13 protein-coding genes and 1 pseudogene are annotated in these 13,420 nt (G+C 66.9%); 4 read left to right on the top strand and 10 right to left on the bottom strand.

Features of this window, described 5'->3' with window-relative positions:
• Nucleotides 1–18 precede the first annotated feature (18 nt).
• The gene (pip, locus tag NX862_RS07910; RefSeq protein WP_264493342.1) at nt 19–1,035 is read right to left on the bottom strand and encodes a prolyl aminopeptidase; all 1,017 of its coding nucleotides are present in this window, start codon (nt 1,033–1,035) and stop codon (nt 19–21) included.
• Nucleotides 1,036–1,394: 359 nt separating this feature from the next.
• On the opposite strand from pip, the gene NX862_RS07905 reads away from it, so the two are divergent.
• Both NX862_RS07905 and NX862_RS07900 read left to right on the top strand, forming a co-directional pair.
• Nucleotides 1,395–2,141: an SDR family NAD(P)-dependent oxidoreductase gene (locus tag NX862_RS07905; protein WP_264493341.1), complete on the top strand. Its 747-nt coding sequence runs from the start codon at nt 1,395–1,397 to the stop codon at nt 2,139–2,141.
• A 31-nt stretch (nt 2,142–2,172) separates the two neighbouring features.
• On the top strand, nt 2,173–2,865 hold the full coding sequence (locus NX862_RS07900; RefSeq protein ID WP_264493340.1) for a CbiX/SirB N-terminal domain-containing protein: 693 nt from the start codon (nt 2,173–2,175) through the stop codon (nt 2,863–2,865).
• On the opposite strand, the gene NX862_RS07895 is transcribed toward NX862_RS07900, so the two are convergent.
• From NX862_RS07895 to lgt, 6 genes are all read right to left on the bottom strand, one after another.
• Nucleotides 2,840–4,210, bottom strand: coding sequence for a glutamine synthetase family protein (locus NX862_RS07895; RefSeq protein ID WP_264493339.1), 1,371 nt, complete (start codon nt 4,208–4,210; stop codon nt 2,840–2,842). The genes NX862_RS07900 and NX862_RS07895 overlap by 26 nt on opposite strands.
• Entirely contained in the window at nt 4,207–5,559 is a 1,353-nt protein-coding gene (locus tag NX862_RS07890; protein ID WP_264493338.1) for an aspartate aminotransferase family protein, read from the bottom strand. Before NX862_RS07890 ends, NX862_RS07895 begins: the two co-directional genes overlap by 4 nt.
• An 825-nt stretch (nt 5,560–6,384) precedes the next feature.
• Nucleotides 6,385–6,549 (bottom strand): hypothetical protein, encoded by a 165-nt coding sequence (locus NX862_RS07885; RefSeq protein WP_264493337.1) that lies wholly within the window; start codon nt 6,547–6,549, stop codon nt 6,385–6,387.
• Between the two features lie 217 nt (nt 6,550–6,766).
• The gene (gene pgeF / locus NX862_RS07880) at nt 6,767–7,507 is read right to left on the bottom strand and encodes a peptidoglycan editing factor PgeF (protein ID WP_264493336.1); all 741 of its coding nucleotides are present in this window, start codon (nt 7,505–7,507) and stop codon (nt 6,767–6,769) included.
• Nucleotides 7,500–8,543 carry a class I SAM-dependent methyltransferase gene (locus NX862_RS07875; RefSeq protein WP_264493335.1) on the bottom strand — a complete coding sequence of 348 codons (1,044 nt, stop codon included), beginning with the start codon at nt 8,541–8,543 and terminating at the stop codon, nt 7,500–7,502. The genes pgeF and NX862_RS07875 overlap by 8 nt, the downstream gene beginning before the upstream one ends.
• Entirely contained in the window at nt 8,540–9,409 is an 870-nt protein-coding gene (gene lgt / locus NX862_RS07870) for a prolipoprotein diacylglyceryl transferase (protein WP_264493334.1), read from the bottom strand. Before lgt ends, NX862_RS07875 begins: the two co-directional genes overlap by 4 nt.
• Before the next feature lie 113 nt (nt 9,410–9,522).
• On the opposite strand from lgt, the gene NX862_RS07865 reads away from it, so the two are divergent.
• The gene (locus NX862_RS07865; RefSeq protein ID WP_264493333.1) at nt 9,523–9,771 is read left to right on the top strand and encodes an accessory factor UbiK family protein; all 249 of its coding nucleotides are present in this window, start codon (nt 9,523–9,525) and stop codon (nt 9,769–9,771) included.
• Nucleotides 9,772–9,941: 170 nt separating this feature from the next.
• Here the strand turns inward: NX862_RS07865 and NX862_RS07860 are convergent, their stop codons facing one another.
• Nucleotides 9,942–10,529, bottom strand: coding sequence for an RBBP9/YdeN family alpha/beta hydrolase (locus tag NX862_RS07860; protein ID WP_264493332.1), 588 nt, complete (start codon nt 10,527–10,529; stop codon nt 9,942–9,944).
• A 195-nt stretch (nt 10,530–10,724) separates the two neighbouring features.
• Here NX862_RS07860 and yghX point away from each other — a divergent pair.
• Nucleotides 10,725–11,609: pseudogene (gene yghX, locus NX862_RS07855) on the top strand (YghX family hydrolase).
• Nucleotides 11,610–11,668: 59 nt separating this feature from the next.
• On the opposite strand, the gene ruvB reads toward yghX, so the two are convergent.
• Together ruvB and NX862_RS07845 are read right to left on the bottom strand one after the other, a co-directional pair.
• A complete protein-coding gene (ruvB, locus tag NX862_RS07850) occupies nt 11,669–12,694 on the bottom strand; it encodes a Holliday junction branch migration DNA helicase RuvB (protein ID WP_264493331.1) in 1,026 nt (341 codons plus the stop codon).
• A gap of 138 nt (nt 12,695–12,832) precedes the next feature.
• Nucleotides 12,833–13,390: a histidine phosphatase family protein gene (locus tag NX862_RS07845; protein ID WP_264493330.1), complete on the bottom strand. Its 558-nt coding sequence runs from the start codon at nt 13,388–13,390 to the stop codon at nt 12,833–12,835.
• Between the last annotated feature and the right edge of the window lie 30 nt (nt 13,391–13,420).

Here is a 13,420-nt window from a genome sequence, read left to right as displayed (position 1 = left end):
TCCCGCCCTGCCCGGCTTTCAGGCAAATCCATCCGTGGCGCGCACCATGGCATCGGCGATCCCGGGCTCGACGCCGGTGTGACCCGCGTCGTCGATGATCACCAGCCGCGCCTCGGGCCAGGCGCGCGACAGGTCGACAGCGTTCTTGACCGGCGTGCAGGCGTCATAGCGGCCATGGATGATCACGCCGGGAATCCCCCGCAACCGGTCGGCACGGGCCAGAATCCAGTCGTCGCGGTCAAAGAACCCGCGGTGGGTGAAGTAGTGATTCTCGATCCGGGCAAAGGCAAGGGCGAAATGGGCGTCATCCCAGGCCGCCTCGCGCTTGGGGTCGGGCAAAAGCGAGATCGTCCGCGCCTCCCACAGGGTCCAGGAAAGGGCGGCGGCCCGGCGCTCGGGGCTGTCGGGCCCGGTCAGGATGCGGTGATATTCGGCCACCAAAGACCCCCGCCCGGGCACGGCGGCGGCATAATCGGCAAAGGCTTCGGGGAACAGGAACGAGGCCCCACCGGGTTCATAGAACCAATCCACCTCTTCCTTGCGCAGCATGAAGATCCCGCGCAGCACCAGTTCCGACACGCGCGACGGATGGGTGATCGCGTAAACCAGCGCCAGAGTTGACCCCCAAGAGCCCCCCACCACCTGCCAGGTCTCGACCCCCAGATGGACCCGCAGCTTCTCCATATCCGCCACCAGGTCCCAGGTCGTATTCTCGGCCAGCTCCGCAAAGGGCGTCGAGCCCCCACAGCCGCGCTGATCAAAAGAGATGATGCGGTAGCGCGCCGGATCATGGCCGCGGCGGATGAATTCCGACACGCCAGAGCCCGGCCCGCCATGCAGCACGACCGCGGGCTTGCCCAAGGGATTGCCGCTTTCCTCCCAGCGGATCTCGTGCAGGTCGCTGACCCGCAACCGCCCCTCCCGCCCCGCCGGGATCGAAGGGTAAAGCGCACGACGTTCGGCGGCGGGGGTCGCGGTGCAGGTTGCGGTCGTGGTTGCGGCGGGGGTCATGTTGGAAGTCAAGGCGGGTGTCATGGAGGCTCTCCTTTGCCCGCCATCCTGCCAAGGCCCCGCCCGAACTCAACCCCCAATCACGCCCCCGCCCCAATCACGCCCCCGCCCCAATCACGCCCCCGCCCCAATCACGCCCCGAACCCGCCCTTTCATACTTGCCCAAATACTCCCTTCTTTGCGCCCGCCCCCCGTCCCGCAAACCCCGTCCCGCAAACCCCATCCCCCAGTCCCAAGCCCCCCCTTTCACATTGACCCAAATACTCCCTTCCTTCCCCCCCCTTTCATACTGACCCAAATATCCCCGGGGGGGCCGAAGGCGGGGGCGGCGCCCCCTTCCCCCCGCGGCCCCCAAAAGCTACCCTGCCCGCAGGAGGCCCCAGATGCTCGCACTCGTCACCGCCGGAAGTTCGGCCATCGGAAGCCATCTTGTCCGCGGCCTGGCCCAGGCCGGCTACAAGGTCGCCTTCACCCATCTGGGCGACCCCAATGCGGAAACGCTGGCCGCCGAGGTTCAGGGCCTGGCCCTGCACTCCGACGCCAGCGACCCGGCGCAAGTCTCCGATTTCCATGCCCATGCCGCCGATTGGGCGGGCAAAGCGCCCAGCATCATGATCTGCAACGCCGGCATCCAGACATGGTCCAGCCTGCTGGACCTGACGGCGGAGCAATGGGACGCCGTCATGGCGACCAACCTGCGCGGCACCTTCCTGAACACCCAGGCCGCCGCCAAAGCGATGATTGCCGCGGGTCATGGCGGGTCGATCCTGACGCTGGGGTCGGGCTGCAACAAGCACGCTTTCCCGCGGCTGGTCGACTACACCGCCTCCAAGGGCGGGATCGAGCAATTCACCAAGGTCGCGGCCAGCGAGCTTGGCCCCCATGGCATCCGCGTCAACTGCATCGCGCCCGGTGCCATTGCCACCGAACGCACCGCCGCCGAATCCGGCGACTATGCCGCCACCTGGTCGCCCATCACCCCCTTGCGCCGCATCGGCACGCCGCAAGACCTTGTGGGGCCGATGCTGTTCTTTATCTCCGAGGCGGCGGCTTTCGTCACCGGCCAGACGCTCTATGTCGATGGCGGCACCTTTTCGCAGGCGCCCTGGCCCTATCCGGTTGCCCCTTGACCCAGGCGCCCCATCCCCTATCTGCCGCAGCATGAAAGCCCTGCTGATCGCCCATGGCCAACCCTCCTCTCCCGAACCCGCCCAGGCGGCTTTGGGGGAATTGGCTTGCCTGGTTGCGGGCCACCTGCCCGGCTGGGACATCCGCTATGCGACCCTTGCCCTGCCCGGAGCCCTGGCCCAGGCCGTCGATCCCACCCCCGGCCTGGTTTATCCGATGTTCATGGCGGGCGGCTGGTTCACCCGAACCGAGGTTCCCCGTCGCATGGGGCTTGAGGGCGCGCAGGATTGGCACCACCTCTCTCCTTTTGGCCTTGATGAGGCGGTGCAGGACCTTGCCGTGACCGTCGCCCAAGAGGCCGCCACAGCGCTTGGCCGCGCGCCGGCCGATACCCCGGTCCTGGTCGCAGCCCATGGCTCCGGGCGGTCACGTGCGCCAGCCGAGGTCGCGGAAACCATGGCCAACCGTCTGCGCGCCGCCGGGTTCACCCGGGCGCAGGCCTATTTCATCGAAGAAGCCCCCTTCATCGCCGAGGCCCGCGACTTTGGCCCGGGGTCGCTTTGCCTGCCGTTCTTTGCGGCCGAGGGCGGCCATGTGACCGATGACCTGCCCGAGGCGCTGGCGCTGGCGGGGTTTCAGGGCCTTTGCCTGCCGCCCTTGGGGCTTGACCCCCGCGTCCCCGCCCTGATCGCCGCAACGCTTAAACGGTCTGCAGGTATAGCCTGAGGTCCAGTTCCGAAACCTCGCGCGCGACCCGGGCATATTCCGCGCCGATCACCGCCAAAAAGGTGCGGTGCAGCCCCTCGCCCAGGGCCGCCTTCAGGAAATCCGAGCCCCGCGCCGCCTCGATCGCCTCGCGCCAGTCGCGCGGCAGGGTGGGGGCGCCCGAAAGCGGGCTGTCGGCATAGCCATTGCCCGTGGTTTCAGGCCCGGGGTCGATGCCCTGGGCCAGGCCCTGCCTGATCCCCGCAAGCACCACCGCGGCCACCAGATAGGGATTGGCATCGACGCCCGAGGGCCGGTGTTCGATCCTGCGGGCGCTTTTGCTGCCAGCCGGAATACGCAGCGCCACCGAGCGGTTGTTCACCCCCCAGGTCGGCTTGACCGGCGCATAGGAATTGCCCACAAACCGCCGCCAAGAATTTGCATGGGGGGCGAAAACCAACATCGCCTCGCCCATCGTCGCCGCAAGGCCACCGATGGCATGGCGCAGCGGGGCGTTCCACTGACCCTCTTGATCTTCCACAAGGATATTCCGCGCCCCCTGCCACAGGGACACATGGAAATGCATCCCCGAGCCCGCCCGGTCCTCATGTGGTTTGGCCATGAAACAGGCCAGCCGCCCATGTTTGCGCGCCATGGCCCGCACGATGCGCTTCAACCGGCACAGGTCATCGGCGGCCTGCAAGACGTCGTCGCGGTAATGCAAGGTCAGCTCGAACTGCCCCGGCGCATATTCGGAAATCGCGGTTTCGGCCGGAAGGTCGGACAGTCGGGCTGCGGCATAGACGTCATCCAGAAACGGCAACATCCCATGCAAGGCATCGACGGAATAGACATCCGTCCTGCGCCCCGCGCGCCCGTCCAGCACATCGCGGGCGGCGACGACCTTGCCATCCGGGCCAAGTTCGGGCTCCAGAAGGAAAAACTCCAGCTCGAAGGCCCCGCTGGCCCGCAACCCCTGCTCTGCCAGCGCCTGCACTTGGGCCGCAAGCGCATGGCGCGGGTCGCTGGTCATCGGCGCGCCGTCCAGTTCATACAGGCTGACCTGAACTTCGCCCCTGTTGGTGCCATGCAGCGGCTTCAAGGCGCCGGGCAGCGGCCAGGCCCGGCGGTCGGCGTCGCCCTCGTCCCAGACAAGGCCGGTCGCCTCGACATCCTCGCCCAGGATATCCAGCCCCAGGATGGAAATCGGCAGATGCCGCCCATGGGTATAAACCCCCATCAGCTCGTGCCGGCGGATGATCTTGCCCCGCGCGATGCCGTTGGCGTCGATCAGCACCAGGTCGAAGGCCTCGATCTGCGGGTTCGCGTCCAGGAAGGCCTGGGCCTCTGACGGGTCGGCCTTCATGTCAGCGCCTCCAGCACTTCGGCAAAGGCACGGATCAGCGCCTTGACCTGCGACGGTTTGGTCGCCGGAGAGATCAGCATCATGTTGTGGAAGGGCGCGATCAGGCAACCGCGGTTCAAAAGCGCCACATGGACCGCGCTTTCCACCTGCGGCACATGGGCGGCGGCGGCCTCGGTGCCGTTGAGCAAGGGACCCGGGGCGCAGATGAACTCGACCCGGGCGCCAACGCGGATGGTGTGCCACGGCAGGCCCCGGGCGGTGATGGCCGCGGCGAGGCCCTGTTGCAGGGTCTCGGCCAGGGTCTCCATATGGGCATAGGCTTGCGGCGTCATGACCTGCGACAGGGTGGCTTGCAGGCAGGCGAATTGCATCGGATTGGCCGACAGCGTGGTTCCCATGCCGGAATGGCCCGAGGCCCGCGCGGCATTGGCCTGATGATAGCGCGCCGCCGTGGCCGTGTTCAGCCCCCAGACCGCGGTGGGCATCCCCCCCGCCACGCATTTGCCAACGACGAAAATATCGGGCTGCAGCCCATGAACCCGGGTGTAACCGCCCAGACCCGACGAGATCGTATGCGTCTCGTCGATGATCAGAAGCGCGCCGTATTTCGTGGCCAGGTCGCGCAGGCCCTGATGGAAGCCGGGCGCGGGCAGGACCATGCAGGAATTGGTCATCACCGGCTCGGTCAGGATGGCGGCCACGTCCCCGCGGGCCAAGGCGACCTCGACCGCGGCAAGATCGTTGAACTCGACCGCGACGGCGACAAGGGAAAGGTCCGCCACCTGGCCCAGCAGGCCGGGGCGGTTGGCGGTGGCGCCGTCCGAAAGGCAGACCATCGCGTCATCCACCGTGCCATGGTAACACCCGTGAAAGACCAGCACCTTGGGCCGCCCCGTCACAGCCCGCGCCACGCGCAGGGCAAAGCGGTTGGCGTCCGTCGCGGTCGTGGCAATCTGCCACTGGAAGGCGCCGAAAGTGGCCGTCAGCAGCCGCCCCGCCTCCAGCCCGGCCTGAGAGGGCAGCATATAGGTCAGCCCCCGCCCCGCCTGCGCCTTGATCGCCCGGGCCACCGCGGGCGGCGAATGGCCAAACATCGACCCCGTATCGCCCAGGCAAAAGTCATGCAGCCCATTGCCGTCGATATCGGTGATCCGCGCGCCCTTGGCGCTTTCGACCACCGGCAGATGCGGCATCGGCCAATCCTTCATCCAGTGCAGCGGCACCCCGTCCAGGTAATGCCCCTGATCCCTGGCCAAGGCCGCGGCAGATTTCGGATGGGCCTGGGCAAAGGCCGCGGCCTCGGTGGCGCGCAAGGCCTCCAGTCGGATGGGGTCGATACCGGCGATCATTCGGGGCTCCTGTGCCGCAGCTGTGGCGGTCAGGACTATGGCAAGGAATTTGATCAAAAGAAAGAGGGCGGGTTTTGGCTTGGGTGGAATTTGGGGGGGCGGGAATTTTTGGGGGGTGGTGTGGTTTTCTGGGGAGGTTTTTTGGGGAGGCTGGAGGGTGGTGCAAAAGGAAAGGGCGGTTCCCTTGATGTGGCAGAGGACCACAGGAACCGCCCCGAAACCTTCCCATTCCGTCTGTGACGGCCGCAGCAAGAGCGAGGCGCCTTTTCAGGTCTTACCCCTGCACCCTCACCTGTCGCGGTGGGATCCAACGAGACGGAATTTGGCGCAATCTGGGCAGCTTGTCAAAAACATAGGGCGATTGGGGCGGGTGTTTTCCATAAAGTGGTGAAGAGGGGGTTATTGGTTAACCGCTGGCATCAATCTTGCCACAATTGGCCGGAAAGCCGGGAATCGTCGCCCGAATCGGGGTTGGAAAAGGACAAGTCGGGCGGGGATTGCGGGCGGATGGGCGACAATCCCATTGGGATGGCCGCAGAACCGGCCGTGACGTCAGGGGCAGGACGGGGGCCTTGGACGGGGGGGCCAAGCGACGGGGGGCCTTGGACAGGGTGAAGGAAAAAACGGACGGCGAACCGACCCGACGCGATAAAAAAGAGGGTCGGCGAACCGACCCTCAGGGACATGCTCTCACAGCAGGCAAAAGCACGAGGGAAACGGGCCCCGAAGCGGGGCGGGGAAAGAATGACCCGCCAGCGGGTCGGGGGACGAATGACCCGCCAGCGGGTCGGGGGACGAATGACCCGCCAGCGGGTCGGGGCAAAGTCAGCGTGCGGCGACCGATTTCGGCGCGGCTGCAGGGGTTTGGGCGGGCGGAGCGGTCCGAAAGGCCTCGGGGCGGCGGCGCGTGGTCCGCGCCCAGGGCAGCGCGACCTGAGGTTCGGCAGCGGCGGCAAGAACGGATTTCAGCCAGCGACGTTCGGTTTTCATCTGCGGTTCCTCAGCTTGGTTTCGACCTTGGGACCAATTTGCCCCGGCTTTGGGGCAAGGATTGGGCGGCGAAACGACAGGCTGCGATTATTTCCATGGCGGAAACGATCCCGGCCCCGAAGCGCCTGGGGCAACAATCGCCTGAAAATCCTTAACCAAACCTGACCCAGGCAACCCGGACCGGTAGAAATCATGGCAAGTTTGCGGCGAATTTGGCCTAAAGCCGGATTACCGAGATGAGGCGGCCGTAATCGGCCTCTTTCAGATGGGTGGTGCGGCGATAGGAATAGAATCGCTCGGGGTCACGGTAGGTGCAATGCCGCGTCCATTCTGCAGCCACCCCCGCCGCCCGCAGACGTGCCAAAGCATAGCCCGGCAGGTCGAACAGCATCCGGTCCCCAGGGCCATTCGCAAAGAACCGCGCCGCCTGGGGGTCGTCGTCAGTGAAGGTTTCAAAGAACTCGGGGCCGACCTCATAGGCGGCCTGGCTGATCGTCGGCCCGATCACCGCCACGATATCGCGCGCGCCAAGGGCCTGCATGGCGGCAACCGTCGCCTCCAGCACGCCATCGCGCGTGCCGCGCCAGCCCGCATGGGCCGCGCCAACAATCCCCGCCTTGGCATCGGCAAACAGCACAGGCTGGCAATCGGCGGTCAATATCCCAAGCCCCAGACCCGGGGTCGCTGTCACCATGGCATCGGCAGAGATCTTGCCCTCGGGCGGGGCGGTCAGCACGGCCACATCGGCCGAATGGGTCTGGTTCAGGCTGATCAGGTGGTCGGGCGCAAGCTCCAGCGCCTCGGCCACACGGGCGCGGTTGACGGCCACGGCCTGGGCCATATCCGACGACCCCGGCCCGCAGTTCAGCCCGGCAAAGATGCCGGACGAGGCGCCGCCCTTGCGGGTAAAGAACCCGTGGCGGAAGGGGATGGTCTCGGCGGTCAGGATCTCAAGCATCAGGGAAACCTGGGGGCTGGGGCGCGCCATGGGGGAAAAGCGCCAGGACTTTGAACAGAGTCCCCATTTCGGCAGGCGAGGTCAAGCGGCGTGTCGCGGCAAGGTGGCTTTGCAGGGCCGCCCCGGTCAGACGCTGGGCCAGGCGGGCCGAGCGGGCCTCGATCCCCAAAGCGGTCAGAAGGGCGCCCTGGGTCGTATAGGCATGGGCGCAAGCCCCGGTCAGGGGTTCAAAATCGACATGGGCCGTCAAGTCGGCCTCTCCGGGGGTGGCGAAAGGGTCGACGGGGGCGTGGGCGCGCAGGGCCTGGAAGGTGTCACCCAGGGAGTGCCAGCCGCCGTAATCCAGGATCAGCGCCAGTCCGGGGATCAGCCGCGCGGCAATCTGGGCCGCAATGGCGGGGGCCTGGGGGCAGGTCTCGACGATCTGGCCCTCGGTCGTGTCGGTCAGACGGTGGGTCAGCTCTGGCACGGGCAGCACCGGCCCAAGGCCGAGCGTCAGGCCATCGGGGCCGAGGCCCACAAGGCGCTCACGCCAGGCCGCACCGCTGCGCTGGAACTGGCGGATCGGCAGGGCGTCGAAGAACTCGTTCGCCACAAGGTAAAGCGGGCCTTGCAGGTCAGCGATCTGAACCCATTCGGGCGCGTAGCCCTGCAGCGTCTGGGCCTGCAGGGCGCGCAGGCGCGGCGAGGCCTCGACCAGGCGCAGGCGCATCCCGCCATGAAACCCCGGCACGGCGCGGGTGGCGCGCAGGATATCGGCCATCAAAGTGCCTCGGCCGGGGCCGACTTCGGCCAGGGTAAAGGGCACAGGCGCGCCCTGATCCAGCCAGGCTTGCGCGAGGCAAAGGCCTAGAAGCTCGCCGAACATCTGGGAGATCTCGGGCGCGGTGGTGAAATCGCCCTCGACGCCAAAGGGGGGCCTTGTGGTGTAATAGCCATGCTGGGGATGCAGCAGACATTCGGCCATGTAATCCGACAGCGGCATCGGCCCCTGGGCCATGATGCGGGCCGTCAGGATTTGGGCCAGCGCCGTCACTTGCGCGCCCTGAGCGCGAACCACAGGCCCAAGGCGATCATCGGGAGCGAGAGCGCCTGGCCCTGGGTCAGGCCGTAACCTGCGACCTGCCAGGCCAGGCCCAGCGGATTGCCCTCGGTGATGAACTGCACATCCGGCTGACGGAAGAATTCGACGCAGAACCGCGCCGCGCCATAGCCCGCGATGAAGGTCCCCATCAACCGGCCCGGATGGCGGAACCAATCGGCGCGGAAGGCGGCCCAAAGCAGCAGCGCACCCAAAAGCAGTCCCTCCAAGGCGGCCTCATAGAGCTGCGAGGGGTGGCGGGCGCAGATGCCGACGACCCCAGGGCACAGCTGGGCCGCATCACCCGGAAAGGCCACGCCCCAGGGCATCTGGGTCGGCCGCCCCCAAAGCTCGGCATTGATGAAATTGGCGATGCGGCCCAGGAAAAGGCCGATGGGCGAGGCCATGGCGAAAAGGTCGCCCAGCGTCAGGGCCGGGATCTTCTCACGCCGGGCAAAGATCAGACCCGCGACCACGACGCCCAGGAACCCGCCATGAAAGGCCATGCCGCCCTCCCAGACCCGCAGGATCTGCAGCGGGTTGGCCGCGAAATGGCCGGGCTGGTAAAACAGCGCATAGCCGATCCGCCCGCCCAACAGCACGCCCAGGATGATCCAGGTGAACAGCCGGTCCAGTTGTTCCTCGGTCATGGGCACCGTGGCCCAAAGCCGCGGGGTCCGGATCGCCTTGCGCATCAGCCAGAAGGCCAGGATCAGCCCGACGATATAGGCCAGCGCATACCAGCGCAGCGCGAAGGTCATGCCGCCAATGTCGATGGCGAAAATCTCGGGCGAGATGGGGGGGAAGGGGATGTAGGACATGATCTCTCCGGGTTCAGCGCGTTTTCCCGGGCGGGCGGGGGGAAGTCAACTGCCGCTCTCTTGCCGTGGCGGGCCCTTGCCGCCATATAAGGGAAAAGCGATGGAGAGACATCATGCAGCCCGGCAACAAGTTCTTTGACGACATGAGCAAGCTGATGACCAATGCCATGGGCGTGGCGCAGGGCGCGCGCACCGAGGCAGAGACGGCGATGAAGGGCTTCATCGACCGCTGGATGGCGGATCGGGATTTCGTCACGCGTGAGGAATTCGACGCGGTCCGCGCCATGGCGCAAAAGGCGCGCGAAGAGAACATCGCCCTGGAAGAGCGCATCGCGGCATTGGAAGCCAAGCTGGGCAAGTAAGCGGGTCTTGCCAATCGGCGGGACGGCGGTTGTGCCTGTGATGGCGGCCCCGGGGGCTTTCTGCGGAACGGGGCGGCGGGGGGCTCCGTGAGCCTGCTGACACGCGGTTGCCGACCTTGACCGCGCCGCGTTGACGGATTGGGGCGCGCCAGCGTTTGCCTTTTGGCCACTCAGGCCAAAGAGGCCGCGAAAAGCGACGTCACCCCCCAGGACCGCGAGGTCCGGGCCGAACGGTCGGCGCGCTGGATCAGATCGTCACGCAGCGCGATCCCCGCGGGCCAGGGGCCATAACCCGCCTCGATGTTGATATGCCCCGCCCGCCCCAGGTCAATGAAACGCGCTTGCCAATAGCGCGACAGGTCGCGGGCGCGGTCGAACTTCATCCAGGGGTCGTTGCGGCTGGCCACGACGGTCGCGGGGCGGCGCAGCGAGAGTTCCGGCAGCGGCGTAAAGAACTTGGCGCGGGGATGGGTCGGGTCCTCGGCCGGGGCCACCAGAAGCGCCGCCTTGACATCCAGATGCGGCCATTGCGCCAGAACCCGGGCGATCAGCACCGCGCCCAGCGAATGGCCCACCAGAACCGCGCCAGGCGTGTCAAGGATGGCCGAGACCAACTCGGCCTCCCAATCGCGGGGCACGGGGTTGTGAAGTTCAGTCAGAAGGACAGGCTTGGCGGTGGGATCGGTGTCGAGCCACCATTGCTGCCAATGCCCATCGCGGGACCCATCAAGGCCGGGGATGATCAGGGTGGCGGTCATGTCGGAACCTATTACCAGGGAATCAGGGGACTTTCGGCGAGTTTATCAGGTATCCCCTAAATCTCTAGTGCTATTGTCGTTATTAATTCGACGGAAGTGGTTAACCGCCGATTCCCCAAGGCCTCGCGCAACTGTGAGTGGAAAAGGCGGGGCGCCGGCCTCAACTTTGGGCGATCACCCCCGAAAGGAAACGCCATGACACGGATGACGGCCAAGGACTTTCCGCAAGAATTGATCGAGCTTTACGACTTCTACGCCCATGGGCGGATCACCAAGCGCGAGTTTCTGGACCGCGCCGGCCGCTGGGCGGTGGGGGGCGTGACCGCGGCGATGCTGTTGCAGATGATGTCGCCCGACTATGCGCTTGCTGAACAGGTGGCCCCTGATGATGCGGGGATCGTCGCGGAACGGATCACCTATCCCTCGCCCCTGGGCCATGGGACGGTGAATGGCTATCTGGTGCGGCCCGCGGAGGCGGGGAAACTGCCGGCGGTCGTGGTGGTGCATGAGAACCGCGGGCTGAACCCCTATATCGAAGATGTCACGCGGCGGCTGGCCAAGGCGGGGTTCCTGGCCCTGGCGCCGGATGGGCTGACCTCGGTCGGCGGCTATCCGGGCAATGACGACAAGGGGCGCGAGCTGCAGGCCACGGTGGATGGCGCAAAGCTGATGAACGACTTCTTTGCCGCGGTCGAGTTCCTTTTGGCGCATGAAGGTTCAACCGGCAAGGTCGGCATCACCGGGTTCTGTTATGGCGGCGGGGTGGCCAATGCGGCGGCGGTGGCCTTCCCGGAACTGGGCGGCGCGGTGCCGTTTTACGGGCGGCAACCGGCGGCCGAGGATGTGGCCAAGATCAAGGCGCCCCTGCTGATCCATTACGCCGAGCTGGACACCCGCATCAACGAGGGCTGGCCGGCCTATGAGGCGGCGTTGAAGGCGGCCGGGACGGGGTATGAGGCCTTCATCTATCCCGGGGTGAACCACGGCTTCCACAATGACACGACGCCGCGTTAGGATCAGGCCGCGGCGGAACTGGCCTGGGCGCGGACTTTGGCCTTCTTTGCGCGGGTTCTGGCCTGAGGGCTTGGCTCCCCGGGGGCACCCTGCCCTTTCGGACCTTGGCCTGACCTGGGGGAATGTCAGGCCTCGAAGAGGTCGCTTTGACCGGGCGGCTTCGGGGCCTCCAGCCCCAGGTGGCGCCAGGCGCTGCGGCCCAGCATCCGGCCGCGCGGAGTGCGCAGGATCAGGCCCTGTTGCAGAAGGAAGGGCTCGATCACCTCTTCGATGGCGTCGCGCGCCTCGGAAAGCGCCGCCGCGATGGTCTCGACCCCCACCGGGCCGCCGCCATAATGTTCGGCCAAAAGGTTCAGATAGCGGCGGTCGTTGCCATCCAGACCGAGTTTGTCGACGCCAAGCCGGGTCAGGGAGCTGTCCGCGATGGCCTGGGTCAGGACGCCATTGCCCTCGACCGTGACGAAATCGACGACGCGGCGCAACAGACGGCCGGCGATGCGCGGGGTGCCGCGGGCGCGGGCGGCGATCTCGCGGGTGCCAGCCGGTTCCGGCGTGATGCCCAAGAGGCGGGCTGCGCGGGTCACGATCAGGTCCAACTCGTCGACGGTATAGAACTCCAGCCGCGTCGGGATGCCAAAGCGGTCGCGCAAGGGCGTGGTCAGAAGGCCCAGGCGGGTCGTGGCGCCGACGAGGGTAAAGGGCTGCAGCTCGATTCGGACGGTGCGGGCGGCGGGGCCCTCGCCGATCACCAGGTCAAGGGCGAAGTCTTCCAGCGCGGGGTAAAGAACCTCTTCGACAACAGGGGACAGGCGGTGGATCTCGTCGATGAAGAGGACATCGCGGGGCTCCAGGTTGGTCAGGATCGCGGCCAGGTCGCCGGGCTTGGCCAACACGGGGCCCGAGGTCATGCGGAAGCCCACGCCCAATTCGCGCGCCATGATCTGCGCCAGGGTGGTCTTGCCGAGCCCCGGAGGGCCGTGGAACAGCGTGTGGTCCATCGCCTCGCCGCGCTGTTTGGCCGATTGGATGAAAACGCGCAGGTTGGCCCGCGCCTCGGCCTGGCCGGTGAAATCGTCCAGAGTCTGAGGCCGCAGGGCGCGGTCCATATCCTCGGGCAGTTTGTCGGGGCGCAGGGTGGGGTCAGATTGCATGGGGCTTTCCGGTGGCAGGCGGCGGCGGGGGTTTCACACCCCCGCACCCCCGTGGAGTATTTGAGCCAGTATGAAAGGGGAAGAGTGGTTTCGCGGTGCGGGAGGCGCGCGATTGGGACAAGGGGGGCCCTGGGTCTGTCATGCGGGCCAGATCCAGCTTTCGATCGGCGTCCAGGCGCACAGCGGGCGGCCGGTGGTCAGGTCGATGGCGTAAAGATTGCCGCCGCCACCGGGCTGGTCGCCGCCGCGCGAGATCGGATGGCCGGACAGCGCCTGATGCAACAGCGTGCCCACGGCGCCATGGCCGGTGAAGAGCGCGGGCGCTGTCAGGCCCTGGGACAGGCGGTGGAACGCTTGCAGGATGCGGGATTGCGCCTTTGCCGCGGGCTCCCAGCCGTTCTGGGACGTCGCGGGATGGGCAAAGAAGGCATCGGCCGCCTGTTCGAAGGCCGCGGGGGGCAGGTAATGCGGGCGGTGGTTTTCGGACAGGTCGTCGTGGATCTCGGGGGGCAGGTCGGGGCGCAGGGCTGCGGCGGTCTGCAGCGCCTTGGTCTCGGGCGAGGAAAACACCCGTGTGATCCGCGACGCCCAAGGCGCGGTCAGGCGGGCCCGGCCCTGCGGCGAAAGCGCCCATTGCGTCACGGGGATCGCGGGGTCCTGCAGCACCTGCGGATGCGAGAGATAGAGCGCGATCATGCCGGGCCCGGGGACCGGGAGCGGCTCATT

This window comes from Stagnihabitans lacustris, from assembly GCF_025950525.1.
In the GTDB taxonomy this organism is placed as follows: Bacteria; Pseudomonadota; Alphaproteobacteria; order Rhodobacterales; family Rhodobacteraceae; genus Stagnihabitans.
The sequence above is the reverse complement of the archived record's forward strand: the minus strand, read 5'-3'. Positions and strand labels throughout refer to the sequence as shown.